The organism is Prauserella cavernicola (assembly GCF_016595675.1).
In the GTDB taxonomy this organism is placed as follows: Bacteria; Actinomycetota; Actinomycetes; order Mycobacteriales; family Pseudonocardiaceae; genus Prauserella_A; species Prauserella_A cavernicola.
Window position 1 is genome coordinate 224,117 of the sequence record NZ_JAENJH010000001.1, and the last position, 24,915, is coordinate 249,031.

The following is a 24,915-nucleotide window of genomic DNA, read 5'->3' on the forward strand; positions in this document are numbered from 1 at the left end:
TTCCCCTCTCATGACAGTGGCCCGGCTCCCGCGGCGAACGCGGGAACCGGGCCACCACTGTGGACCTTGCCGATCAGCTGCGGGTCATCTTCCGCAGCACGTACTGCAGGATGCCGCCGTTGCGGTAGTAGTCCGCCTCACCCGGGGTGTCGATGCGCACGACGGCGTCGAACTCGACCGTCGAGCCGTCCGCCTTGGTCGCCGTGACGGCGACGGTGCGGGGGGTCTCGCCCTCGTTGAGCTTGGTGATGCCCGCGATGTCGAAGGTCTCGGTGCCGTCGAGACCGAGAGACTTCACCGACTCGCCCTCGGGGAACTGCAGCGGGATCACGCCCATGCCGATCAGGTTCGACCGGTGGATGCGCTCGAACGACTCGGTGATCACCGCGCGGACACCGAGCAGGCTCGTGCCCTTCGCGGCCCAGTCGCGCGAGGAACCGGAGCCGTACTCCTTGCCGCCCAGCACGACCAGCGGGATGCCGGCCTCGGCGTAGTTCTGCGCCGCGTCGTAGATGAACGACTGCGGTGCGCCCTCCTGCGTGAAGTCGCGCGTGTAGCCGCCCTGCACGTCGTCGAGCAGCTGGTTGCGCAGACGGATGTTGGCGAACGTGCCGCGGATCATCACCTCGTGGTTACCGCGCCGGGAACCGTAGGAGTTGAAGTCCTTGCGGTCGATGCCGTGCTCCTGCAGGTACTGGCCCGCGGGGGAGTCGGCCTTGATCGCGCCGGCAGGCGAGATGTGGTCCGTGGTCACCGAGTCGCCCAGCTTGGCCAGCACCCTGGCTCCGCTGATGTCGGAGACCGGCGACGGCTCGGCGGCCATGCCGTCGAAGTACGGAGGCTTGCGGACGTAGGTGGACTCGGCGTCCCACTCGAAGGTCTTGCCCTCCGGCGTGGGCAGCGACTTCCACCGCTCGCCACCGTCGAAGACGTCGGCGTAGTCCTTGGTGAACATCTCCTGCGTGATCGCGGCGTCGATCGTCTGCTGGATCTCCTGCGACGTCGGCCAGATGTCGCGCAGGAACACGTCGTTGCCGTCGGTGTCCTGCCCGAGGGGCTGCTCGTCGAAGTCGAAGTCCATCGTCCCGGCGAGCGCGTAGGCGATGACCAGCGGCGGCGAGGCCAGGTAGTTCATCTTCACGTCGGGGTTGATGCGACCCTCGAAGTTGCGGTTGCCCGACAGCACCGACACGACCGTGAGGTCGTTCTCCTGCACCGCGGCGGAGATCTCCTCGGGCAGCGGGCCCGAGTTGCCGATGCAGGTGGTGCAGCCGTAGCCGACCAGGTGGTAGCCCAGCTTCTCGAGGTAGGGCCAGAGACCGGCCTTCTCGTAGTAGTTGGTCACGACCTGCGAACCGGGCGCCATCGAGGTCTTGACCCACGGCTTGACCGACAGGCCCTTCTCGACCGCGTTGCGGGCGAGCAGCGCGGCGCCGAGCATCACCGACGGGTTCGACGTGTTGGTGCACGAGGTGATCGAGGAGATCACGACGGCACCGTGGTCGAGCACGAACTCGCCGCGGCCCTCGGCCGTCACGGTGACCGGCTTGGTCGGGCGGCCGGAGGAGCCGTTGGCTGCCGACTGCACGGGCACGGAGCCCTCGTCCGCGAAGGACAGGGTGGCCGGGTCGCTGGCCGGGAACGACTCCTCGACGGCCTCGTCCACCTTGGTGTGCGGCGTCGGGTACTGCTCCTCGACGTAGTCGTGCACCGACTTGCGGAACGACGACTTGGCGTCGGTGAGCTCGATGCGGTCCTGCGGCCGCTTCGGGCCCGCGATCGACGGCACCACGGTGGACAGGTCCAGCTCGAGGTACTCGGAGAACACCGGCTCGTGGCTCGGGTCGTGCCAGAGGCCCTGCTCCTTGGCGTAGGCCTCGACGAGCGCGAGCTGCTCGGGGGAGCGGCCGGTGAGCTTGAGGTAGCGCAGCGTCTCGTCGTCGATCGGGAAGATCGCGGCGGTGGAGCCGAACTCGGGGCTCATGTTGCCGATGGTGGCGCGGTTGGCGAGCGGCACCTGGGCGACGCTCTCGCCGTAGAACTCGACGAACTTGCCGACCACGCCGTGGCGGCGCAGCTGCTCGGTGATCGTCAGCACGACGTCGGTGGCGGTCACGCCGGTGGGGATCTCGCCGGTCAGCTTGAAACCGACGACGCGCGGGATCAGCATCGACACGGGCTGGCCGAGCATCGCGGCCTCGGCCTCGATGCCGCCGACGCCCCAGCCGAGCACGCCGAGCCCGTTCACCATGGTGGTGTGTGAGTCGGTGCCCACACAGGTGTCGGGGTAGGCCTGGCCGTTGCGGGCCATGATCGTGCGGGCCAGGTACTCGATGTTGACCTGGTGGACGATGCCGGTGCCGGGCGGGACGACCTTGAACTCGTCGAAGGCGCCCTGTCCCCAGCGCAGGAACTGGTAGCGCTCCTTGTTGCGGCCGTACTCGATCTCGACGTTGCGCTCGAAGGCGTCGGCCGTGCCGAAGATGTCGATGATGACCGAGTGGTCGATGACGAGTTCGGCGGGCGCGAGCGGATTGACCTTGTCGGGGTCGCCACCGAGTTCGGTGACGGCCTCGCGCATCGTGGCGAGGTCGACCACGCACGGCACACCGGTGAAGTCCTGCATGATCACGCGGGCCGGGGTGAACTGGATCTCGGTGGACGGATCCGCTTCCGGGTCCCAGTTGCCGAGCGCACGGATGTGGTCGGCGGTGATGTTGGCGCCGTCCTCCGTCCGCAGCAGGTTCTCGAGCAGGATCTTGAGGCTGTACGGAAGGCGCTGCGAGCCCTCGACCTTGTTGAGGCGGAACACCTCGTAGGAGGCGTCACCGACCTTCAGCGTGTCGCGAGCCCCGAAGCTGTCCTTGCTGGCAGGTGCAGTCACGTCTAACTCCATGCGGCGGTCTGTTCGGGTACGCAGGCCGAGTCTTGCGCACCCCCGTCGCGCCCGCAGGAGGTGGGCTCGATGACGCCCTGCTCGTGCAAACAGTACGCGTGTCCTGTTTTCGATACAAGGGGAGGTGGCCAGGGGGCCCGGCACCACGACGTGATACCGGGCCCCCTGGCCGTGCGTCAGTTCGCGTTCGCGATGAGCGTCCGCAGGTCCTCGGGCGACATGCTGCGCAGGAACGTCATCCCCAGCTCGGTCATGGTCCGGATGGGGCTGACGTAGTGCTTGCCGTCGACCTCGGTGGTGACCACGCCGAGGCCCTGGTCCATGATCCCGCCGCCGATGTTGGTGAGGATCTGTTGCAGCTCGGGCGGCAGCTGTTCACCGGCCTCGTCCGCGGCCAGTTCGCCGAGCTGGTCGGCGCACAGGCTCTCGGTGCGGCCGTCGGCGCTCATCTCGTAGCAGTCGCCGTTCTTGGTCAGCGACAGCGTTCCCCTGCCCTCGGCCGTGAGCTCCAGTGCCGTGAGCGTGGCGCGGGTGCCCCCGGCGACCTCGCTGGTCTCGGTCTCGAGCTTGGTGATCTCGACCCCGGAGGGGGCCGGGGTGCCGAGCTGGTCGAGCAGCACGGGGCCCACGTCGTGCAGCACGCCCATCTCGTCGGGCGGCAGCAGCTCGATGACCCGCTCGAGCTGGCCGTCAAGCGCGGCCTGCACCGTCTGCTTGACCGCCTCGTTCGGGGAGTCCGCGCCGTTGGCGGCGATCGGCTGCTGCGGCCACTGCTCACCGGCGTCGAGCAGCGCGTAGTCGGCGATGCTGTAGAGCAGGCTCGGGTACCACTCGTCGTCGACCTTGACGGTGGCGATCCGGATCGGCTCTCCGGTCTGCTGGACCACCTCGGCGATGTCGATCGTCTCGGTCTCGCGCTGCGCCGGCGCGTCCGTGCCCTCGAGTGCGAGGTCGCGGTACTCGGCCGCGAGCGGGATGTTGCCGACGTCCGAGGTGAGGGTGAGCGTGCCGCCCGTGAGCTTGGTGATCGTCAGGTGATCGTTGACGCGTTCGGCCTGCGAGTCGTCGAACGTGAGGTTCTCGGTCTTGATCTCGAGGCCCGTGAGCTGCTGGGGGTCGGCGCTCTGCTCGAGCACGCCGAGCCGCTTGAGCTCCTCGGTCGCCTCGTTGAGCGGGTCGGTGAACAGCGACACCTCGGCGGGCGTCAGCGTGCCCAGCAGGCCCACGACGTCACCGCTGCCCAGCGCGTTGGCGAAGTTCATCGCCGCGTCGCCCGGCGTGGCCGCGCCCGCGGCCACCGAGTCGCTCTGCCAGAAGGCGAAGTAGCTCGCCACACCGCCGGCCGCGACGACCAGTGCCACGACGAGTCCGATGATCAGCCCGCGCTTGCGCTTCGGAGGAGGGCCCTGCGGGGCGGGATACGCGCCCTGCGGCTGCTGGTACTGGTGCTGCTGCTGGCCCTGCGCCGCACCGAACTGCTGCGCGTACTGCTGCTGCGGATACTGCTGTTGCTGGTACGGCTGCTGGGGGTACTGCTGCTGGTAGGGCTGCTGCGGATAGGCCCCCTGCTGCGGTTGCTGCGGTTGTTGTGGGTACTGCTGCCCGCCGTACGGCTGGCCTCCGGGTTGCTGGGGCCACTGGTCCCCAGGGCCTGGACTGGTCACGGTCGGACACCTTCTCTTTCCTGTTGTGCGCTGAGCTGGTGCGGCGTCCGCGGTGGAGTCCCCGTGCGGGTCCTCCGTGCCGTGAAGGCCACGCCGAGCGCCCCTGCCAGCGCGATGGCCATGCCTGTGGTGGTGAGCAGCGGCCCCGTCGTCGTCACCCCGATGACCCGCTCCGGCTCGCCGGCTTGGACGGTCGCGAGCAGGGCCACGGTTCCCACGACGAGGGAGACGAGCGCGGCGAGTGCGGCGCCGGTGCGGGCGGCGCCCAGCGCCACGAGCCCGGCGGCCGTGGCCGACAGCAGCGGCACCGCGATCCACCCGGTGAGCACCGCGGTGATGACGGCGTTGTCGAGCAGCTTCAAGTGCTCCACCAGGCCGAGCGCCTGGTAGCTGCTGCGCTCGACCGAGCCCGAGCGGAACCACGGCAGGAACGTGCCCGCGACGGCCAGCGCGAGGCCCAGAGAGCAGAGCACCGCCCACACGGTCGTGGCGGCCGGGCGAGCGGGCACGGTGTTTCCCCCTTGGTGAGCTGAACGGTTCGCAAGGTGAGACGTCGCAGGTGGCCTAGCCGTTTCGTCCGGACTGGCCCGGTTTCATCACGACTTGGCCACGTCCGTTATCCCCCGTTATGGGGAAATGTGGCGCGAGATGACGATGTTTCGGATGAGGAGTTTGGTGAGGCTGTGCTCCAAGTGGCACAGTTTCCTTGCACCGAAGGGGAGGTGAAGGCTGTGCCGAATGGGCTCACGCGGTCACGAGGCGGGCGGGGGACCGGCGTTCGCCGGGGCGCCGTCGTCGGCGCGCTGGCGCTGGTCACGCTGATCGGCACGGCCGGTGGCGGGCTCGCGGTGCCGCCTCCGCCGCCGAACCCGAGTGACTCGGAGCTCGACTCGAGCCGCGGCGACCGCAACGCCAGAGCCGGTGAGGTCGGGCAGCTCACCAACCAGCTCGCCGAGGCCGAGTCGCGGCTCAGCTCGCTGCAGGCCGATGTCGAGCTCAAGATGGAGCAGGCCAACAAGGCCCGTGTGGACATGCAGATGGCGCGCGAGACGGCCGACCAGGCCGAACGCGACGCCGTCGCCGCCCGCACCGAGGCCGACGCCGCGTCGGGCGCCATTGAGCAGGCCCGCACCGACCTCGACAGTTTCGTGGCCGGCAGCTACCGGCAGGGCAGCACGATCGGCTCGATCGGCGCCTACCTCGGGTCCGATTCCCCCGACGACCTCCTCGCCCGCGCGCAGCTGCTGGAGGCCGTCAGCGGTAGCCAGCTCGACGCGCTGGAGGGCATGCACCAGGCACAGGTCGAGAAGTCCAACAAGGACGCCGCCGCACGCCAGGCGCTGGAAGAGGCGCGACAGCGCCGCACCGAGGCCGAGCAGGCGAGGGTCGCCGCGGACGAGGCCCAGGCGGCCGCCGTCGAGGCGCAGCAGGGCCAGGCCGCGCGCAACAGCGAGATCGAGTCCGAGAAGTCGCGGGTCGAGCAGCTGCTCTACGCCGCGCAGTCCGAGGTCGACGGTCTCGAGGGGCAGCGCGCCCGCTACAACGACTGGGTCGCCCAGAAGCAGGCGGAAGAAGAGGAACGGGCTCGCGAGGCCGCGCTGGCCGCGAGCAGCAACAGCAGTGGCAGCAGCGGCTCGTCGGCGCCGGTGGCCTCCCCGCCGTCCGCGCCGGCGGGTGCCTCCGTCGAGGCGGCCGTCGCGCGGGCGATGTCGCAGCTGGGAGTGCAGTACGCCTGGGGCGGCGGCAACACGGCCGGACCGACCTACGGCATCCGCGACGGTGGCGTCGCCGACAGCTACGGCGACTACAACAAGATCGGTTTCGACTGCTCGGGCCTGATGATCTACGCGTTCGCGGGCGTGACGTCGCTGCCGCACTACAGCGGCTACCAGTACGAGGCGGGCTACCAGGTGCCGCTGTCGCAGATGCGCCGTGGCGACATGCTGTTCTGGGGAACCAGCGGCATCCATCACGTCGCCATGTACCTGGGCGGCGGGCAGATGATCGAGGCGCCGTACTCCGGTGGGTACGTCCGGGTCGTCCCGGTACGCTACGGCGACATCATGCCGTACGCGACGCGCCTCATCGGGTGAGCCGGACCCCGCCGCCCCTGGCCGGCGTCGTGCTCGCGGGCGGAGCCGCGCGCAGGCTCGGCGGTGTGGACAAGCCGATGCTCGAGGTCGGCGGGATGCCGTTGCTCCTGCGCGTCGTCGCCGCGCTGCACGAGGCCGACCCCGTCGTGGTCGTGGGACCACGCCGCGAGGGTGTGCCCGGAGTGCTCTGGACCAGGGAGGAGCCCGCGGGCTCCGGCCCGGTCGCCGCGCTCGCCGCGGGCCTGAGCCTGGTCGAGCGGGACGCCGAACGAGACGTTGTCGCCGTGCTGGCCGCCGATCTCGCCGCCGTGACGTCCAGGACGGTGGGCCGCCTGCGATCGGCGCTCGGGGAGCACGCCGACGGCGCGGTGCTGGTCGACGACGAGGGCCGGCGGCAGTGGTTGCTCGGCGTCTGGCGGACGCCCGCGCTGCGGGCGGCACTGCCCGCCGACCCGGCCGGGGCGTCGGTGCGCCGCACGCTCGGGGGGTTGTCCATAGTGGACGTCCCGGCGCTGCCGGGGGAGTCCGCCGACGTGGACACTCCCGAGGACCTGTCCTCGCCTTAGAGCTTCACAGCCGTCATACCGGGCACCCGGTTTGCTGGGCGGATACGGTCGCGAACAACCGTGTCCTCCCTGGGGGGTACGGTCACACGGCGTAGAGCGAAGATCACCAGCGAGGAGGTTAGGTGTGACCGAGCCCGGCTACTCCGACGGCGCGGCCCCGGCCCAGCCCGGGACCCCGGCACGGGATGCGCAGTTGTTGGAGCGCACCGTGTTCGAGGTCAAACGCGTGATCGTCGGCCAGGACCGGCTCGTGGAGCGCATGCTGGTGGGCCTGCTCGCCAAGGGGCATCTGCTCCTGGAGGGCGTGCCCGGTGTCGCGAAGACACTCGCGGTCGAGACGTTCGCCCGGGTCCTGGGCGGCTCCTTCTCCCGCGTGCAGTTCACGCCCGACCTCGTGCCCGCCGACATCCTCGGCACCCGGATCTACCGCCAGTCGAGCGAGAAGTTCGACGTCGAGCTCGGCCCCGTCGTGGCCAACTTCGTGCTCGCCGACGAGATCAACCGCGCTCCGGCCAAGGTGCAGTCGGCGATGCTCGAGGTGATGGCCGAGCGGCACGTCTCGCTCGGCGGCCAGACCTTCCCGATGCCCGACCCGTTCCTGGTGCTCGCCACGCAGAACCCCATCGAGAACGAGGGCGTCTATCCGCTGCCCGAGGCCCAGCGCGACCGGTTCCTCTTCAAGATCGTGGTCGAGTACCCGACCGCTGAGGAAGAGCGCGAGATCGTCTACCGCATGGGCGTGACGCCGCCCGAACCCCACGAGGTGCTCAGCCCCGCGGAGCTGGTGCGGCTGCAGGGCGTGGCCTCCCAGGTGTTCGTCCACCACGCACTCGTCGACTACGTGGTGCGGCTCGTGCTCGCCACGCGCACGCCGGCCGAGCACGGTCTCGCCGACGTCGCCGGCTGGGTCTCCTACGGTGCCTCGCCGCGCGCGAGCCTCGGCATCATCGCCGCGGCTCGGGCGCTCGCGCTCGTCCGCGGGCGGGACTACGTGCTGCCGCAGGACGTCGTCGACGTGGTGCCGGACGTGCTGCGCCACCGGCTCGTGCTGTCCTACGACGCGCTCGCCGACGGTGTGCCGCTGGACCACATCGTCACGCGCATCCTCCAGACCGTCCCGCTGCCGCAGGTTTCGGCCCGGCCTCAGGGTGGTCCGGGTCAGCCCCTCGCGGCGGGTGTGCCCGGCAGGTAGCGCGCGGTCATGGGTGCCATCAACGACGACCAGGGCGGCAGGCCCGACTGGGCGCCGCCGATCCTGCGGGGCGACCGGCTCGAGGCCGGGCTGCGCACCCTGGAGCTCGACGTGCGCCGTCGTCTCGACGGGCTGCTCCAGGGCAACCACCTCGGCCTGGTGCCGGGGCCTGGTTCCGAGCCGGGAGAGGCGCGCCCGTACCAGCCCGGCGACGACGTGCGCCGCATGGACTGGGCGGTCACGGCGCGTACGACCACGCCGCACATCCGGGAGAGCATCGCCGACCGTGAGCTGGAGACCTGGGTGGTCGCGGACCTGTCCGCGAGTCTCGACTTCGGCACCGCGGTGTGCGAGAAGCGCGACCTCGTGGTGTGCGCGACGGCCGCGATCGCGCACCTGACGCGCGGCGGTGGCAACCGCATCGGCGCGTTGCTGTCCAACGGCGCCGAGACCGTCCGCATCCCGCCGCGAGGAGGGCTCGCCCACGCCCGCAACCTCGTCCGCAAGGTCGCCGAGCTGCCGCGCGCGACCGAGGGCACGCGTGGCGACCTGGCCCAGCTGGTCGAGCAGCTGCGCAGGCCGCCCCGGCGCAGGGGCCTCGCCGTGGTGATCTCCGACTTCCTCGGTGACCCGGACTGGGAGCGCCCGCTGCGGGCACTCTCGGCGCGCCACGACCTGGTGGGCATCGAGGTGCTCGACCCGCGCGACATCGACCTGCCCGAGGTCGGCACCGTGGTGCTCGCCGATCCCGAGACGGGTCGGCAGCGGGAGGTCAACGCCTCGGCGTTGCTGCGCAAGGAGTTCGCCGCAGCCGCGCACGCCCACCGCGGCCAGGTGGCCCGCGCGCTGCGCCAGGCCGGCGCGGGGCATCTGCTGCTGCGCACCGACTCCGACTGGATCGCCGACGTCGTCCGGTTCGTGGTCGCGCGCAAGCGCGGCTGGTCGGGAGCCGCCTCGTGAGCCTGACCGGATTCGCGTCCCCCTGGTGGTTCCTGCTGCTGATCGTGGCCGCCGCCGTCGTGGTGGGCTACGTCTACGCGATGCGCGCCCGCCGCAGGCGGACCATGCGCTTCTCCAACCTGGCGTTGCTGGAGCGGGTCGCCCCGCGCGGCGAGGGCTGGACGCGGCACGTGCCCGCCGCTCTGCTCGTGGTGTCGCTGATCCTGCTCACGTTCTCGCTCGCGGGCCCGACGGCCGAGCAGAAGGTGCCGCGCAACCGCGCGACGGTGATGCTCGTGATCGACGTGTCGCTGTCGATGGAGGCCACCGATGTCGAGCCGACAAGGCTCAAGGCCGCCCAGGACGCGGCCCGCTCGTTCGCCGAGGGCCTCACGCCGGGTGTGAACCTGGGCCTGATCTCGTTCGCGGGCACCGCGACCGTCCTCGTGGCGCCCACCACCGAACGCGACGGCGTCACACACGCCATCGACAACCTCAAGCTGGCGCAGTCCACCGCCACGGGCGAGGGCATCTTCGCGGCCCTGCAGTCGGTGGAGAGCTTCTCCGCGGTGGTCGGCGGTGCCGACGGTCCGCCACCAGCCCGGGTCGTGCTGATGACCGACGGCAAGCAGACCGTGCCGCAGGACGAGTACGCGCCCCGGGGAGCGTTCACCGCGGCCGGCGTCGCCAAGCAGAAGGACATCCCGGTCACCACGATCTCGTTCGGCACCTCGAACGGCTCGGTGGAGATCGAGGGCAAGGAGGTCCCCGTCGAGGTGGACGACTCGTCAATGCGCGAGATCGCCCGGCTCTCCGGTGGCGACTTCTACAAGGCGGCCACGGCCGACGAGCTCAAGCAGGTCTACGACAGCCTCGGCGAGCAGATCGGCTACGAGACCAAGGACGTCGACGCCAGCAAGCCGTGGGTGGTACTCGGGACCATCGTGCTCATCGGCGCCGCGGGCAGCTCGCTGTTCCTCGGCCAGCGGCTGCCCTGACGCGCGACGTCAGGAACCGGCGAACCCCAGCTGCCGCCACGCCTCGTACACCACGATCGACGCCGTGTTGGTGAGGTTGAGCGAGCGTGACGACGGCAGCATCGGCAGGCGCAGCCGCTCGGTCACCGCCGGATCGGCGAGCACCTCGTCCGGCAGGCCCACGGATTCGGGGCCGAACAGCAGCACGTCACCCTCGGCGTAGGTGACGTCGGTGTGCCGCCGCGTCGCCTTGGTGGTGAAGGCGTAGACCGCGCCGGGCGACAGCGCCCGCCACGCGCTGGGCAGGTCGGCGTGCACGTGCACGTCGGCCAGGTCGTGGTAGTCCAGGCCGGCGCGGCGCAGGTACTTGTCCTCCAGCGAGAAGCCGAGCGGCTCGACCAGGTGCAGCTCGCAGCCCGTGTTGGCGGCGAGCCGGATGGCGTTGCCGGTGTTGGGCGGGATCTCGGGATGGTAGAAGACGATCCTGAACACAGTTGGTGATCTTCTCCCGTTCACTCACGCGTCGGACACGCGCCCTGCGGTGGCCATGTCGGCGAACCACGATTCTGCCGATCCCGATTCCCCACCACAGGAGGACCCCATGGTCTCGCGCCACCACGTGTCCCGGCGGCGGTTCCTCGGCTACGGCGGCGCCGGAGCCGCGGCCGTGCTGCTCGGCACCGGCGCCTGGACGGCGTCGAGCTCCTACGCCGCGCCCGCGCTGCGCGGCAACCCGTTCTCGCTCGGCGTCGCCTCGGGTGACCCGCTGCCCGGCGGTGTCGTGCTCTGGACCCGCGTCGCTCCCGACCCGTTCGCGGCGGACGGCTCCGGCGGGATGCCCGCCAAGCCCGTGCGCGTCGAGTACGAGGTGGCGGTGGACGAGCGCTTCCGGGGTGTCGTGCGCCGGGGCAGTGTCGTCGCCACGCCCGAGCTGGGGCACTCGGTGCACCCCGAGGTCAACGGCCTCGCGCCCGGCCGCGAGTACTTCTACCGCTTCCGCACGGGCGGGGAGATCTCGATGGTGGGCCGCACCAAGACGACGCCCGCCGCGTGGTCCAGCCCGCGCGAGCTGAACTTCGCGTTCGCCTCCTGCCAGGCGTGGCAGGACGGCTACTTCACCGCCTACGAGCACCTGGCCCGCGAGGACCTCGACCTCGTGGTGCACCTCGGCGACTACCTCTACGAGTACGGCGTCGCGAACAACCGGCGGGGCGTGGCCACCGACCCGAAGTTCCACACCGAGACCATCGACCTCGCGCGCTACCGCCTGCAGTACGGGCTCTACAAGGCCGAGGCCCCGCTGCAGGAGGCCCACGCCCGCTTCCCGTGGATCATGACGATCGACGACCACGAGGTGGAGAACAACTGGGCAGGCGACATCTCGGAGAACAACGAGGACCCCGTGACGTTCCGCGCTCGCCGGGCCGCCGCGTTCCAGGCGATGTACGAGAACATGCCGTTCCGCACGGCACAGCTGCCGTCGGGGCCCGAGGTGCACCTGCACCGCAGGCTCGCCTACGGCAGGCTCGCCGACTTCACGATGCTCGACACGCGTCAGTACCGCGACGACCAGCCGTGCGGTGACGGCGCGTCCGCGACCTGCACCGACCGCTTCGACCCGGCCCGGACCATCCTCGGCGAGCCCCAGCGCGACTGGGTGCTCGACGGCTTCAGCTCGTCGCGGGCCCGGTGGCAGGTGCTCGGCAACCAGGCCCCGATGGGGCAGACCGACCGCGACCCCGGCCCGGCCACCGAGGTCTGGATGGACCCGTGGGACGGCTACGCCGCCGAGCGCGACCGCGTGCTCGCCGAGGCGCAGGACCGCGGTGTGCGCAACCTCGTGGTGATCACCGGCGACCGGCACCAGAACTACGCGTGGGACCTCAAGCGCGACTTCACCGACCCCGCCTCGGCGACGGTGGGCAGCGAGTTCGTCGGCACCTCGATCACCAGTGGCGGCAACGGCTCCGATCTCGGCACCGACGGGGCGAACTTCCTCGCCGCCAACCCGCACATGAAGTTCTTCAACTCCCAGCGCGGCTACGTGCGCGTGAACGTGAACCGGCGGCGCTGGCGCAGCGACTTCCGCGTGCTGCCCTACGTCACGACGCCCGGCGCGCCGGTGAGCACCCGCGCGACCTACGTGGTGGAGGACGGCAGGCCGGGCGTGCAGGAGGGCTAGCTCGCCGCGGCGTCCAGCAGCGAACGGACGTCCCCGGGCGGGGGCGTCGGCCGGTGGTAGGCCACGTCCACCCACACGTAGCGGTTGACGCCCTCGAGGACGAGCTCGTCGTCCCGGTGGATCCGGATGCCGATCAGGAGCGAGGTGGTGCCGATGCGCTCGATGCTCAGGCCGACCACGAGCTCGTCCTCGAACCGCGCGGAGCGGCGGTACACCAGGTTGGTCTCGGCGACGACCAGGTCCACGCCGCGGTCGGTGATGTAGGAGGTGGACCCGAACACGACCTTGTAGAACTCGAACGCGGCCATGTCGGCGTAGGCGAGGTAGTTGGCGTTGAAGACGATGCCCTGCTGGTCGCACTCGTGGTAGCGCACGCGCAGCGGCATCCGGACGACCGGGTCGTGGTGAAGATCAACCATGCGGGCACCGTAGCCGCTGTGGCCAACGCCATGCCGGGTTACCAGGCGGTATCGGCGCTGCCCCCGAGACCTGCCCCGCGGCGACCGGATAACCTCACGGCGTCATCAGGCAACATGCTCGCACACGAGGAGTGCTACGTGGGACGGTCCGTACTGGTCACCGGAGGCAATCGCGGCATCGGGCTGGCGATCGCGCGCGGCCTCGCCGACGCCGGGCACAAGGTGGCCGTGACCCACCGCGGCTCAGGCGCTCCCGAGGGGCTGTTCGGCGTGCAGGCCGACGTGACCGACGCCGAGCAGATCGATGCCGCGTTCAAGCAGGTCGAACAGCACCAGGGGCCGGTCGAGGTGCTGGTCTCCAACGCGGGCATCAACGACGACACGCTGCTCATGCGGATGAGCGAGGAGCAGTTCACGCGTGTCGTCGACGCCAATCTCACCGGCGCCTACCGGGTCGCCAAGCGCGCCTCGCGGAACATGCTGCGCGGCAAGTGGGGGCGCTTCATCTTCGTCTCGTCGGTGATCGGCCTGTCCGGCGGCGCGGGCCAGGTCAACTACGCGGCCAGCAAGGCGGGCCTCGTCGGTGTCGCGCGGTCGCTGACCCGCGAACTCGGCTCCCGCAACATCACGGCCAACGTCGTGGCGCCCGGGTTCATCGTCACCGACATGACCAACGAGCTCACCGAGGACCAGCGCAAGGCCGCGCTCGCCCAGATCCCGTCGGGCCGCTACGGCGAGGCCGCCGAGGTCGCGGGCGTGGTGCGCTTCCTGGCCTCCGACGACGCCGCCTACGTCAACGGCGCGGTGCTGCCCGTCGACGGCGGCCTCGGCATGGGCCACTGAGCTCTCGCGGCCCTCGCCGCTGTTTTCCTTACCCACGAACGTTTTCCGCGAACTGGAGGACTCCTTGTCCGGACTGCTCGAAGGCAAGAGGCTGCTCATCACCGGCGTGATCACCGACGCGTCGATCGCGTTCCACGCGGCGAAGGTCGCGCAGGAGCAGGGCGCGAAGGTGGTGCTCACCGGCTTCGGGCGGCTCTCGCTCGTCGAGCGCATCGCCAAGCGACTGCCCGAGCCCGCGCCCGTGATCGAGCTGGACGTGCAGAACCAGGAGCACCTGGACACGCTGGCCGACCGCGTGCGGGAGCACGTCGACGGGCTCGACGGCGTGCTGCACTCCATCGCCTTCGCTCCGGCGAGCTGCCTCGGCGCGCCGTTCATGGACGCACCGTCCGAGGACGTCGCCAAGGCGGTGGACGTCTCGGCGTACTCGTACAAGGCGCTCACCGGCGCGGTGCTGCCGCTGCTCAGCCGCGGCAGCTCGGTCGTCGGCATGGACTTCGACGCGCGCGTCGCGTGGCCCGCCTACAACTGGATGGGCGTCGCCAAGGCCGCGCTGGAGTCGGTGAACCGCTACCTCGCCCGGGACCTCGGTGAGCGCGGCATCCGCGTGAACCTCGTGTCCGCGGGCCCGGTGAAGACGATGGCCGCGAAGTCGATCCCCGGCTTCAGCGAGCTCGAGGACGGCTGGGGCGACCGCGCGCCGCTCGGCTGGGACACCACCGACCCGACGCCGGTCGCCAAGAGCATCTGCGCGGTGCTCTCGGACTGGCTGCCCGCCACCACGGGCTCGATGGTCATGGTCGACGGCGGAGTCCACGCCACCGGTCAATAGCACCACCGGTCCTGCTTCGAAGGCCGCCACGCCACCGGGCGCGGCGGCCTTCGCCGTGTGGGGCAACCACGACCCGGTCCTGCGTGGGGGCGGCCACAGCGGGAAGATGAACCTCGTGAACTACGACGCGCTGCTGTGGTTGTCCTTCGGCGGGCCGGAGGGGCCCGATGACGTCCTGCCCTTCCTCGAGAACGTCACCAGGGGCCGGGGCGTGCCTCCCGAGCGGCTCGCCGAGGTCGCCGAGCACTACCAGCACTTCGGTGGCGTGTCGCCGATCAACCGGCTCAACCTCGAGGCCATCGCGGCGGTCGAGAAGGAACTCGCCGCGCAGGGCGTCGACCTGCCCGTGTACTTCGGCAACCGCAACTGGCACCCGATGGCCGAGGACACGCTCGCGCGCATGAGCGCCGACGGCGTGCGCCGCGCGCTCGTGTTCCCGACCAGTGCCTACGGCGGCTACTCGGCGTGCCGTCAGTACGACGAGGACATCGAGCGCGCCCGCGCCGCGGTGGGCGAGGACGCGCCGGAACTCGTGAAGCTGCGGCAGTTCTTCGACCATCCGTTGTTCGTGCGCTCCTTCGCCGACGCGGTGCGCGCCGCGCACGCGGAGCTCGGCGACGTCGAGGGCACGCGCACGGTGTTCACCGCGCACTCGGTGCCACTCTCGGCCGACGCCGCGGCGGGACCGCCCTCCGAGGGCGGCAACCGCTACTCGCGCCAGGTGGCCGAGGCGGCCCGGCTCGTCGCTGCCGAGGCCGGCGTCGGCGAGTTCGACGTGGTCTGGCAGTCCCGTTCGGGCCCGCCGCGGGTGCCGTGGCTGGAGCCCGACATCGTCGACCACCTCGACACGGTGCACGCCCAGGGCGTCACTTCGGTGGTCGTGTGCCCGATCGGGTTCGTCTCCGACCACCTCGAGGTGATCTGGGACCTCGACAACGAGGCCGCCGAGCGGGCGGGGGAGCTCGGCATGGGCTTCGCCCGCGCCGCCACGCCCAACGCGGACCCGCGCTTCGCCGAACTGGTGGTGGAGCTGGTCACCGAGCACACCGCGAGCACGGCGCCCCGCAAGCTGTCGGACTTCCCGGCCGCGGGGTGCACCGTCAACGGCGCCCCGTGCGCGGTGCGGTGCTGCGAGCCCGTCACGCGGCCCGCGTCCCGAACCAGCTAGGGAATTTCTAGGAGCGGTTGGCCTGGTCGGCGAAGACGCGGACGGCCTCGTTCACGGCGGCGCAGCGCGCGGTGCGCACGGCCTCGGTGAGGGGCCGCAGCGCGTCGGCCCTGCGGGTGGCCGCCGAGGCCGACAGCGCCCCGCCGGGTTCGTCGGCGTGCGCCAGCGCGAGGATCGCGCCGATCTCCTCGGCGCGTTGCAGCACGCGCAGCGCGCGGCCGGGGGTGCCCGGCGGCCAGTCGGGCGCGGGCCGCGCGCGCAGCTTTGCCGACAGCTCTTCCCGCACGCCGGGCCGTTCGCTGGCGACGTCGAGCGACTGCAGGGCACCGGCGCTGTCGCGGATGGCGTCGGTGAGGCCGTGCTCGGCTTCGGCGATCCCGACGTGGGCGACCGGTGCGTCGGTGGCGACGGCGTGCACGGTCCAGCGCATCAGTCCCTCGGCGATCGCCTGCGGCACCACGCCGTAGCCCAGGCCGGGGAAGACGACGGCCTCGCCGGTGTGCAGGGCGGCATCGGTGAACGGGCCGCCTCCACCGAGGCCCCGCACGTCACCGGGAATGGGCAGGACGAGCCGCGCGTCGACGGCGCCGAGCTTGCGCAGCGAGGCGAGCAGCTGGGCGGGGTTCGCGGGAAAGCTTCCCGTCACGGGCAGGTCGAACACCTCGGCCACGGACTGCTCGGCGGCCACCACCTCGTGCGCCTCGCCCCACGCCAGCAGCGCGTCGAGGGCGTTGTCGGAGGCGGCGGCGCCGTGCAGCCACGCCGAGGACCAGACGGCAAGGGTCGCACTGGGACAACACACAGAGATCGAGAGTACCCGGGGCTGGAGCTGCTCCACGTCGACGGCAGGTGTGACCCGGCAGTAGCGTCGGTAGGCGTGACCCAGTCTCCACCCGAAGGCCTGCCCCGCACCGCAGGTGAGCTGCGCTCGGCCGGACACGAGCCGCGCGGCATCAAGACCGAGATCCACGACAATCTGCTGGCGGCCCTGCGCGACGGTACCGATCCGTGGCCGGGCATCGTCGGCTTCGATCGCACCGTGCTGCCCCAGCTCGAACGCGCGCTGCTCGCCGGGCACGACGTGGTGCTGCTCGGCGAGCGCGGTCAGGGCAAGACCCGGCTGCTGCGGACGCTGGCGGGCCTGCTCGACGAGTGGACGCCTGTGATCGAGGGTTCCGAGCTGGCCGAGCACCCGTTGCGGCCGATTACGCCCGCCTCGCAGCGCCGCGCCGCCGAGCTCGGCGACGACCTGCCCGTCGCCTGGTTGCACCGCAGCAGGCGCTACACCGAGAAGCTCGCCACGCCGGACACGTCGGTCGGCGACCTCATCGGCGACGTCGACCCGGTGAAGGTCGCCGAGGGCCGCAGCCTCGGTGACCCCGAGACCATCCACTTCGGGCTCGTGCCGCGCGCCCACCGCGGCGTCGTGGCGATCAACGAGCTGCCCGACCTCGCCGAGCGAATCCAGGTGGCGCTGCTCAACGTCATGGAGGAGCGCGACATCCAGGTCCGCGGCTACACGCTGCGCCTGCCGCTGGACGTCCTGCTGGTCGCCACGGCCAACCCCGAGGACTACACGAACCGCGGGCGGATCATCACGCCGCTCAAGGACCGCTTCGGGGCCGAGATCCGCACGCACTACCCGCTGGAGCTCGCCGCCGAGGTCGGTGTGGTCAAGCAGGAGGCGCGGCTGGTGGCCGAGGTGGGCGACCCGTTGCTGGAGGTGCTGGCGCGCTTCGTCCGGAACCTGCGCGAGTCCAGCGTCGTCGACCAGCGCTCGGGTGTCTCGGCCCGGTTCGCGGTGGCCGCGGCCGAAACGGTCGCCGCCGCGGCGCTGCGCCGGTCGGCGCTGACGGGCGAGCGCCCCGCCGTGGCCAGGCCGGTGGACCTCGACGCCGTGCCCGCCGTGTTGCGCGGCAAGATCGAGTTCGAGCCGGGGGAGGAGGGGCGCGAGACCGACCACCTCGTGCACCTGCTGCGGCTCGCGGTCGCCGAGACGGCCCGTGACCGCTTCGCCGGGCTCGACCTGCGCCCGCTCTCCGAGGCCGTCGCCGACGGGCACCTGGTGGCCACCGGCGAGCGCGTGCCAGGCAAGGACCTGCTCTCCGCGCTGCCGGAGCTGCCCGTGCTGCACGAGGTCGCCCAGCGCGCCGGGGTGTCCTCCGACGACGCGCCCGGCCGCATCGCCTCGGCGGTGGAACTCGCCCTCGAGTCGCTGTACCTCGCGCGCAGGCTCGCGAAGGACGCGGGGGAGACCACGACGGTGTACGGGCCATGACCGCCCCGCTGCCGGACAACTACGCGTACGGGCCGTACCACGACGGACCGGACCCGCTCGCGCCGCCGGTTGACCTGCGCGACGCGATGGACGAGATCGGCCGCGACGTCATGGCGGGCGCCTCGCCCCGTTCGGCGCTGGAGGAGCTGCTGCGCCGCGGCACGCCCCGCACCGCCGGTCTGGACGAGCTCACACGGCGCGTCTGGCAGCGGCGCGCGGAGATCCAGCGGCGCCATCGGCTCGACGGCACCCTGCAGGAGGTGCGGCGCCTGCTCGACGACGCCGTCGAGGCGGAACGCCGGGCGCTGTTTCCCGACCCGTCCGACGACGCGCGGTTCCGGGAGGCGCAGCTGGACGCGCTGCCGTCGGGCACCGCGGCGGCCGTGAGCGAGCTCGCCGACTACGAGTGGACCTCCGAGACCGGGCGGGACAACTACGAGCGGATCCGTGAGCTGCTCGGCCAGGAGCTGCTGGACTCGCGCTTCGAGGGCATGAAGGACGCGCTGCGCTCCACGAGCCCGGAGGACGTCGAGCGCGTCAACCAGATGCTGTCCGACCTCAACGCGCTGCTCTCGGCGCGCGCCCAGGGCTTTTCCGACATCGACGAACGCTTCGCGGAGTTCATGCGCAGGCACGGCGAGTTATTCCCGGAGAACCCGCGCGACGTCGACGAGCTGATCGACGTGCTCGCGGCGAGGGCCGCGGCCGCGCAGCGGATGCTCAACTCGATGTCCGCGGAGCAGCGGGCCGAGCTGGCCCAGCTGTCGCAGCAGGCGTTCGGCGACCCCCGGCTCGCGCAGCAACTGTCCACACTGGATCAGAACCTGCGCGGTCTGCGGCCGGGCGAGGACTGGACGTCCTCGGCGCGCTTCCGGGGCGAGGACCCGCTGGGCCTGGGCGAGGGCGTGCGGGCGATGACCGACCTCGCGGACCTGGACGCGCTCGCCGAGCAGCTCTCGCAGTCCTACCCGGGCGCGCGGCTGGAGGACATCGACCTCGAGGCGCTGGAACGTCAGCTCGGCGGCGACGCGGGTGTGGACGCGCGCAGGCTCGGCGAGCTGGAACGGGAACTGCGCGAGCAGGGACTGTTCGAGCGGGCGCCCGACGGGACGTTGCGCCTGTCGCCCAAGGCGTTGCGGCGGCTCGGCGAGACCGCGCTGGCCGACGTCGTGCGCGCGTTGCGCGGCCGCGGCGGCGAGCGGGAGACGACCTCGGCGGGTGCCGCGGGGGAGCCGGACGGCTCGACGCGGCACTGGCGCTTCGGGGACACGCAGCCGTGGGCGGTGTCGCGCACCGTGCGCAACGCCGTGCTGCGCACGGCCGCGAGCGGGCACTCCGGCGCGGTGCGGCTCGACGTCTCCGACGTGGAGGTGGTGGAGACCGAGCATCGCTCGCGTGCCGCCGTGGCCCTGTGCGTGGACACGTCGTGGTCGATGGTGCAGGAGGACCGGTGGCTGCCGATGAAGCGCACCGCGCTGGCGCTGCACCAGCTGATCTCCACCCGCTTCCGCAACGATGCCCTGCAGCTGATCACCTTCGGTCGCTACGCCGCGCCGGTGGAGCTCGCCGAGCTGGTGGGCCTGGAGGGTGCGTGGGAGCAGGGCACCAACGCCCACCACGCGCTGCTGCTGGCCGGCAGGCACCTGCGCAGGCACCCGGACGCCCAGCCCGTGGTGCTGATGGTGACCGACGGCGAGCCGACCGCGCACCTGGAACCCGACGGCATGGCCGAGTTCGACTACCCGCCGAGCCCGCGCACCCTGCTCAAGACACTGTCCGAAGTGGACAGGCTTGCCAAGCTCGGTACGGCCCTGTCGGTGTTCCGGCTCGGCGACGACCCGCGCCTGGGGGCGTTCGTCGACCTGCTGGCCCGCCGCGCGGGCGGGCGCGTGCTCGCGCCGGACCTCGACGGTCTCGGCGCCGCCGTGGTGGGGGACTACCTCCGCAACCGTCGCTAGCCCCGCGGTGCCCAAGGTGCCCGACTGCCTGCGGTGAAGGGCACCTTTACTGCATTGAACGCAGTAAAGGTGCCCTTCACCGCAATGGGCTCAGGAGGGCCGGACGTCGCGTTGGAGTTCGACGTCGGCCACGCCCGGCACGTCCTGCAGGGCGGCTAGGGCCGCAGGCTCCACGGAACCGGTGACGGTGCCGAGCAGCTCCTGCACGTCCTCGACGGCCATCCCGGCATCCCGCAGGTGCGACACCACGTCGTCCAGCGCGGCGAGTTGTTCGTCGGTCACCGACACGATCACCCGGGTCATGGGGCACCTCCCATCCACCGTCGGACGCGGAGGTCAGGGAGCCTGCACGAGTCCCGCGCCGACATCCGTCGAGGCTACCGGCAATCGGCGCGCGGACTGGCCCAGCCGGGCCCACAGTTCCCACCCGCGCGCCCCGTTCGCCTGCGCCAGCAGCGCCGCCACACCCGCCACGTGCGGTGTCGCCATGCTCGTCCCGCTGATCGTGGTGTAGCGATCGGGCATCGTCCAGCTGGAGTAGACGTCCACTCCCGGCCCCGCGAGGTCCACCGAGTTGTGCGGTTCGACGGTGCCGCAGGAGAAGCCGGCGACGGCCCCCTTCGCGTCGATCGCGCCCACAGCGAGGATCGACGGGCAGTTCGCGGGGTGCCCGACGGGTGCGATGTGACCGCTCGCGCGCTCGCTCTCGTTGCCCGCCGCCGCGACGATGAGCGTGCCCTGCCGCAGCGCGCGCGAGGCGACGGTCTCGAAAATTCGCGAGTGCGGGTCGCCGGGTCGCGTGGCCGCGCCCAGCGACATCGACACCACGGCGCACCGGTTGCTGATCGCCCACTGGAGCCCGGCGAGGATGCCGCCGTCGGTGCCGGACCCGGAGTTGCCGAGCACCTTGCCCGCGTAGATCTCGGCCCCGTGGGCGAGGCCGTAGCCGGGACCGGTCTCCGGCGTGCGCGGCCCGCACGCGGTGCCGATGCAGTGGGTGCCGTGGCCGTGCTCGTCGTCCACGGTCTCGCCGTCTACGAACGAGTTGGTGACCAGCGTCCGCCCGGCCAGGTCGGGGTGCGCCACGACGACGCCCGTGTCGAGCACGGCGACGCGGACGCCCGCGCCGGTCGCCGTGCTGTCCGGGGCGCCGACCGCCCGCAGGCCCCACGTGTAGGCCGTCTCGTCGACCTCGGCGGTCTGGACGGCGGGTGCGGTGTAGGCGTGCACGGTGCGTTCGGGTTCCACGAGCGCGAGGGGGCCGCGCTCGCCCGCCGCGCGGGTGAGCGCGTCGGCCTGGTCTGCCGCCGCCGTGACCACCGCCACGCCCAGGTCGTGCAGCAGCATCCCGTCCGGTGCGCTGAGCAGATTCACCGCCGTGGTGCCGAGCACGTCCGCGGTGCTCGCCGGGCGCAACCCGGCGACCCGTTCGAAGGTGCTCACCGCGGCGGCCGCGGAGTCTTCTTCGAGGAGTACGAGATACCGTCTAGGTCCACCATCGACGCCATTGGTCATGGCCGTCACCTTTTTCGGTTGGGGGATGGGGAAACCCCCTGATGTTACGAGTCAGGTACGAGGCGTGACAACGATCCTGGCGCCGTGTCCCGGGACCATCGTGATGTTGCGGGCTCTGGCCGGTTCGGGCCGCAGCCGAGCGGGCGTGAGATGGAACCGGGACAGCACCGCCTCGAGCACGATCGTGGCCTCCAGCAACGAGAATCCGGCCCCCAGACAGCGGCGGACGCCACCGCCGAACGGGAACCAGGTCCCGGTGGGCGGGCCGTCGCCGAGGAAGCGTTCGGGGCGGAACGCGGACGGGTCGTCGTGGTGGGCGGGATCGCCCTGCACGAGCGTGATCGAGGGCATCACCGTGTGGCCCTTCGGAATGCGGTAGCCGCCGACCTCGATGTCGCGGGTGAGCTTGCGGGCGACCTCGGAGATCACCGGGTGCAGCCGCATCGACTCCTTCGCCACGGCCTCGAGGTACTTCTCGTCGCCGTCGTCGGCGGCTGTGGTGGCGGCGGCCAGCTGTGCCGGGTCGCGCGTCAGCTCGTGGAACGCCCATGCCAGCGCGGTCGCCGTGGTCTCGTGCCCGGCGAGCAGCAGCGTGACCAGCTGGTCGCGCAGCTCGGCGTCGGTGAGCCCGTCGCCGGTGCCCTCGCCGACGGCCAGCAGCCGGGACAGCACGTCGTGACGCTCACCGAGGTCGTCGGCGAGCCGGCGTTCGGCGATCTCGGCGTAGAGCAGCGCGTCGACGCGGCGCTGGGCGTGTGCGTAGCGCTTCCACGGCCCGTAGCGCTGGAGTTTCGGGTTGTGCCAGCCGAGCAGGTCTACCGGACCGACGTCGACGATGCGCCCCAGCAACGTGCGCAGCTCGTCGAGCCGCTCACCCTCGGAGACGCCGAACACGACGCGCAGGATGATCTCCAGCGTCAGTACCTGCATGCGGCCGTGCGAGGAGAACGGGGTACCCGCGGGCCAGCGCCGCACCTCCCGCTCGGTCAGCTCGCTCACGAGCCCGCGGTAGCCGCGCAGCGCGGCGCCGTTGAACGCGGGCATCAGGAGCTTGCGGGCCCGCAGGTGCACGTCCTCGTCGGTGAGCAGCACCGAGTGCTCGCCCATGGCGGGCTTGAGGATCACGTTGCCCTCGCCCGCGTGGAAGACCGACGTGGGGCCGGCGAAGACGGCGCGGATGTGCTCGACGTCGGCGAGCTGGACGACCTGGCGCTCCGGGTAGATCCGCAGCCGCACCACGTCGCCGTAACGGCGGCGCAGCCGCGGCAGCCAGCGGTGCCGGTAGGAGCCGAACAGCATCGTCTGCAGCGCCAGCGGCAGGCGTGGCCCCGGCGGCGGGGCGGTGGCGGTGAGGTCGTCGACTCCCACGCCGGGCGTCGTGGCTTCGGTCGTCACAGGGGTGCTCCTTCGCCGGTGTGCTCCCGACCGATTTATACGCCCGTATAGATCGGGTGTCCAGCGTCACCGCGCCTCCCGGGTACGCTGCGGTCGTGGGCCATCGGCAGGACCTCCTCGCGGCCGCGCGCACGCTGCTCGAGGACAAGGGCTACGCGCACATCACCACGCGCGACCTCGTGGCCGCCTCCGGCACCAACCTCGCGTCCATCGGCTACCACTTCGGATCCAAGGCCGGACTGCTCAACGCGGCGATCGGCGAGGTCTTCGAGGAGTGGACCAGTCAGCTCGCCGACCTCGCCATGGCCGACCCGTCGGCCTCGCCCGTCGAGCGCGGCCACGTCACGTGGGCGGCGCTGTTGCGCAGTCTGGAGAGCAAGCGCAAGCTGCTGCTCTCCTACGTCGAGGCGCTGGCGCAGGCCGAGCGCACCCCCGACCTGCGTACCCAGTTCGCCGAGCAGTACCGCCGCTGCCGCGAGCGGGTGGCGGGACTCGTGGCCGAGTCGCTCGGTGACGGCAGCCGGCCCGACGACCCACGCTGCCGCGCTGTGGCGAGCTTCGTGATCGCGATCTGCGACGGCCTGGCCGTGCAGTGGCTGCTCGATCCCGACGCGGCGCCCACCGCGGAGGAGCTGCTCGCCGGACTCGGCGCGACGTGGTCGGCATCGTTCCCACCAGGCGGGAAAGCAGGCGACGTTTCCGCTTAGTGTTGGGGTATGCAGACTTGGTCATCGGTAGCCGTGCCCCGTATCCCCGGAACCGCCCGCCCGTTGCGGCTCCACGACACCGCGGCCGGTCAGCTGCGGCCCACGGCCCCCGGTCCGGTCGCGCGCATGTATGTCTGCGGCATCACGCCCTACGACGCGACGCACCTGGGGCACGCCGCGACGTATCTGGCCTTCGACCTCGTCCACCGGCTGTGGCTCGACGCGGGCCACGAGGTGCACTACGTCCAGAACGTCACCGACATCGACGACCCGCTCCTGGAGCGCGCCGAGCGCGACCAGGACGACTGGGTGGTGCTCGGAATGCGGGAGACCGCGCTGTTCCGCGAGGACATGGAGGCGCTGCGGGTGCTGCCGCCGCGCGACTTCGTGGGTGCGGTGGAGACCATCCCCGAGATCATCGAGGTGATCGGCAAGCTGCTCGCCAGCGGAGCCGCCTACCGGGCCGACGACCCGGAGTACCCCGACGTCTACTTCGACCACGCGGCCACGGGCCACTTCGGCTACGAGTCCCACTACGACGCCGAGACCATGGCCCGGTTCTTCGCCGAACGCGGCGGCGACCCGGACCGGCCCGGCAAGCGCGACCCGCTCGACGCGCTGCTGTGGCGCATGGCGCGGCCGGGCGAGCCGTCGTGGGAGTCCGAGCTCGGCGAGGGCAGGCCCGGCTGGCACATCGAGTGCAGCGCGATCGCGCTCAACCGGCTCGGCGTCGGGTTCGACGTGCAGGGCGGTGGCTCCGACCTCGCCTTCCCGCACCACGAGTACAGCGCCGCGCACGCCGAGGCACTGGTCGGTGAGCACCCGTTCGCGCGCCACTACGTGCACGCCGGGATGATCGGCCTCGACGGCGCGAAGATGTCGAAGTCCAAGGGCAACCTCGTGTTCGTGTCGCGGTTGCGCGCCGACGGCGTGGACCCCGCGGCGATCAGGCTCGCCCTGTTCGCCGGTCACTACCGCGACGACCGGGCCTGGACCGACGCGCTGCTCGCCGAGGCGCGGGAGCGGCTCGCCCGGTGGCGCGAGGCCGCCGCGCTGGAGGCGGGACCGGACGCGGGGAGCGCCATCGCCCGCCTGCGCGACCATCTCGCCGACGACCTCGACACCCCGAGGGCACTGGCCGCCGTCGACGCGTGGGCGAGTGAGGCGCTGACCCGCCAGGGCGGTGACGCCGAGGCCCCCGGCCAGATCCGCGCCGCGGTGGACGCGCTCCTGGGCGTGGCCCTCTAGCCACGAACCGAGGCCCTCTTCGCCAGCTCCGAAGGGGGGTCTC

The 24,915-nt window shown here is 71.7% G+C and carries 22 protein-coding genes; 13 read left to right on the forward strand and 9 right to left on the reverse strand.

The window, feature by feature from the left end:
- Positions 1-73 precede the first annotated feature (73 nt).
- The 3 genes from acnA to JHE00_RS01085 form a co-directional block, all read right to left on the reverse strand.
- Positions 74-2,884: an aconitate hydratase AcnA gene (acnA, locus tag JHE00_RS01075; protein ID WP_307831765.1), complete on the reverse strand. Its 2,811-nt coding sequence runs from the start codon at positions 2,882-2,884 to the stop codon at positions 74-76.
- A 188-nt stretch (positions 2,885-3,072) separates the two neighbouring features.
- Complete coding sequence (locus JHE00_RS01080; protein WP_307831766.1) at positions 3,073-4,560, reverse strand: flagellar basal body-associated FliL family protein; 1,488 nt, start codon at positions 4,558-4,560, stop codon at positions 3,073-3,075.
- Positions 4,557-5,069 (reverse strand): hypothetical protein, encoded by a 513-nt coding sequence (locus JHE00_RS01085; RefSeq protein WP_200313814.1) that lies wholly within the window; start codon positions 5,067-5,069, stop codon positions 4,557-4,559. The genes JHE00_RS01080 and JHE00_RS01085 overlap by 4 nt, the downstream gene beginning before the upstream one ends.
- Before the next feature lie 213 nt (positions 5,070-5,282).
- On the opposite strand from JHE00_RS01085, the gene JHE00_RS01090 reads away from it, so the two are divergent.
- From JHE00_RS01090 to JHE00_RS01110, 5 genes are all read left to right on the forward strand, one after another.
- Positions 5,283-6,653: an NlpC/P60 family protein gene (locus JHE00_RS01090; protein ID WP_372440336.1), complete on the forward strand. Its 1,371-nt coding sequence runs from the start codon at positions 5,283-5,285 to the stop codon at positions 6,651-6,653.
- On the forward strand, positions 6,650-7,219 hold the full coding sequence (gene mobA, locus JHE00_RS01095) for a molybdenum cofactor guanylyltransferase (protein ID WP_200313818.1): 570 nt from the start codon (positions 6,650-6,652) through the stop codon (positions 7,217-7,219). Before JHE00_RS01090 ends, mobA begins: the two co-directional genes overlap by 4 nt.
- A gap of 124 nt (positions 7,220-7,343) precedes the next feature.
- Positions 7,344-8,411: an AAA family ATPase gene (locus JHE00_RS01100; protein ID WP_200313820.1), complete on the forward strand. Its 1,068-nt coding sequence runs from the start codon at positions 7,344-7,346 to the stop codon at positions 8,409-8,411.
- Between the two features lie 9 nt (positions 8,412-8,420).
- Positions 8,421-9,371, forward strand: coding sequence for a DUF58 domain-containing protein (locus JHE00_RS01105; RefSeq protein WP_200313822.1), 951 nt, complete (start codon positions 8,421-8,423; stop codon positions 9,369-9,371).
- The gene (locus JHE00_RS01110) at positions 9,368-10,348 is read left to right on the forward strand and encodes a VWA domain-containing protein (RefSeq protein WP_200313823.1); all 981 of its coding nucleotides are present in this window, start codon (positions 9,368-9,370) and stop codon (positions 10,346-10,348) included. Before JHE00_RS01105 ends, JHE00_RS01110 begins: the two co-directional genes overlap by 4 nt.
- 9 nt (positions 10,349-10,357) lie before the next feature.
- Here the strand turns inward: JHE00_RS01110 and JHE00_RS01115 are convergent, their stop codons facing one another.
- Complete coding sequence (locus tag JHE00_RS01115; RefSeq protein ID WP_200313825.1) at positions 10,358-10,819, reverse strand: tRNA (cytidine(34)-2'-O)-methyltransferase; 462 nt, start codon at positions 10,817-10,819, stop codon at positions 10,358-10,360.
- A gap of 109 nt (positions 10,820-10,928) precedes the next feature.
- On the opposite strand from JHE00_RS01115, the gene JHE00_RS01120 reads away from it, so the two are divergent.
- Positions 10,929-12,509, forward strand: a complete 1,581-nt coding sequence (locus JHE00_RS01120; RefSeq protein ID WP_200313827.1) for an alkaline phosphatase D family protein — start codon at positions 10,929-10,931, stop codon at positions 12,507-12,509.
- Here the strand turns inward: JHE00_RS01120 and JHE00_RS01125 are convergent.
- Positions 12,506-12,928, reverse strand: coding sequence for an acyl-CoA thioesterase (locus JHE00_RS01125; protein WP_200313829.1), 423 nt, complete (start codon positions 12,926-12,928; stop codon positions 12,506-12,508). The two genes, JHE00_RS01120 and JHE00_RS01125, sit on opposite strands and share 4 nt — an antisense overlap.
- Positions 12,929-13,066: 138 nt before the next feature.
- Here JHE00_RS01125 and fabG point away from each other — a divergent pair, with 138 nt between their 5' ends.
- The 3 genes from fabG to JHE00_RS01140 all read left to right on the forward strand — a co-directional run bounded on the left by fabG (position 13,067) and on the right by JHE00_RS01140 (position 15,771).
- Positions 13,067-13,771, forward strand: coding sequence for a 3-oxoacyl-ACP reductase FabG (gene fabG, locus JHE00_RS01130; protein ID WP_307831767.1), 705 nt, complete (start codon positions 13,067-13,069; stop codon positions 13,769-13,771).
- 64 nt (positions 13,772-13,835) lie between these two features.
- Positions 13,836-14,603, forward strand: a complete 768-nt coding sequence (gene fabI / locus JHE00_RS01135; RefSeq protein ID WP_200313833.1) for an enoyl-ACP reductase FabI — start codon at positions 13,836-13,838, stop codon at positions 14,601-14,603.
- Between the two features lie 115 nt (positions 14,604-14,718).
- Positions 14,719-15,771: a ferrochelatase gene (locus JHE00_RS01140; RefSeq protein ID WP_200315727.1), complete on the forward strand. Its 1,053-nt coding sequence runs from the start codon at positions 14,719-14,721 to the stop codon at positions 15,769-15,771.
- A gap of 7 nt (positions 15,772-15,778) precedes the next feature.
- Here JHE00_RS01140 and JHE00_RS01145 read toward each other — a convergent pair whose 3' ends face one another.
- Positions 15,779-16,573 (reverse strand): Rv1486c family protein, encoded by a 795-nt coding sequence (locus JHE00_RS01145; RefSeq protein WP_200313835.1) that lies wholly within the window; start codon positions 16,571-16,573, stop codon positions 15,779-15,781.
- A gap of 75 nt (positions 16,574-16,648) precedes the next feature.
- Here JHE00_RS01145 and JHE00_RS01150 point away from each other — a divergent pair, with 75 nt between their 5' ends.
- Both JHE00_RS01150 and JHE00_RS01155 read left to right on the forward strand, forming a co-directional pair.
- The gene (locus JHE00_RS01150) at positions 16,649-18,049 is read left to right on the forward strand and encodes an ATP-binding protein (RefSeq protein WP_200313836.1); all 1,401 of its coding nucleotides are present in this window, start codon (positions 16,649-16,651) and stop codon (positions 18,047-18,049) included.
- The gene (locus tag JHE00_RS01155) at positions 18,046-20,007 is read left to right on the forward strand and encodes a vWA domain-containing protein (RefSeq protein ID WP_200313838.1); all 1,962 of its coding nucleotides are present in this window, start codon (positions 18,046-18,048) and stop codon (positions 20,005-20,007) included. The genes JHE00_RS01150 and JHE00_RS01155 overlap by 4 nt, the downstream gene beginning before the upstream one ends.
- A 90-nt stretch (positions 20,008-20,097) precedes the next feature.
- Here JHE00_RS01155 and JHE00_RS01160 read toward each other — a convergent pair whose 3' ends face one another.
- The 3 genes from JHE00_RS01160 to JHE00_RS01170 are packed head-to-tail and all read right to left on the reverse strand — an operon-like array spanning position 20,098 to position 22,917.
- Entirely contained in the window at positions 20,098-20,310 is a 213-nt protein-coding gene (locus tag JHE00_RS01160) for a hypothetical protein (protein ID WP_200313840.1), read from the reverse strand.
- Between the two features lie 33 nt (positions 20,311-20,343).
- Positions 20,344-21,522 carry a S8 family serine peptidase gene (locus JHE00_RS01165; RefSeq protein ID WP_200313842.1) on the reverse strand — a complete coding sequence of 393 codons (1,179 nt, stop codon included), beginning with the start codon at positions 21,520-21,522 and terminating at the stop codon, positions 20,344-20,346.
- 51 nt (positions 21,523-21,573) lie between these two features.
- Complete coding sequence (locus JHE00_RS01170) at positions 21,574-22,917, reverse strand: cytochrome P450 (protein ID WP_200313844.1); 1,344 nt, start codon at positions 22,915-22,917, stop codon at positions 21,574-21,576.
- A gap of 95 nt (positions 22,918-23,012) precedes the next feature.
- On the opposite strand from JHE00_RS01170, the gene JHE00_RS01175 reads away from it, so the two are divergent.
- Together JHE00_RS01175 and mshC are read left to right on the forward strand one after the other, a co-directional pair.
- Complete coding sequence (locus tag JHE00_RS01175; protein WP_200313846.1) at positions 23,013-23,624, forward strand: TetR/AcrR family transcriptional regulator; 612 nt, start codon at positions 23,013-23,015, stop codon at positions 23,622-23,624.
- 9 nt (positions 23,625-23,633) lie between these two features.
- The gene (gene mshC / locus JHE00_RS01180) at positions 23,634-24,872 is read left to right on the forward strand and encodes a cysteine--1-D-myo-inosityl 2-amino-2-deoxy-alpha-D-glucopyranoside ligase (protein WP_200313848.1); all 1,239 of its coding nucleotides are present in this window, start codon (positions 23,634-23,636) and stop codon (positions 24,870-24,872) included.
- Positions 24,873-24,915 lie beyond the last annotated feature (43 nt).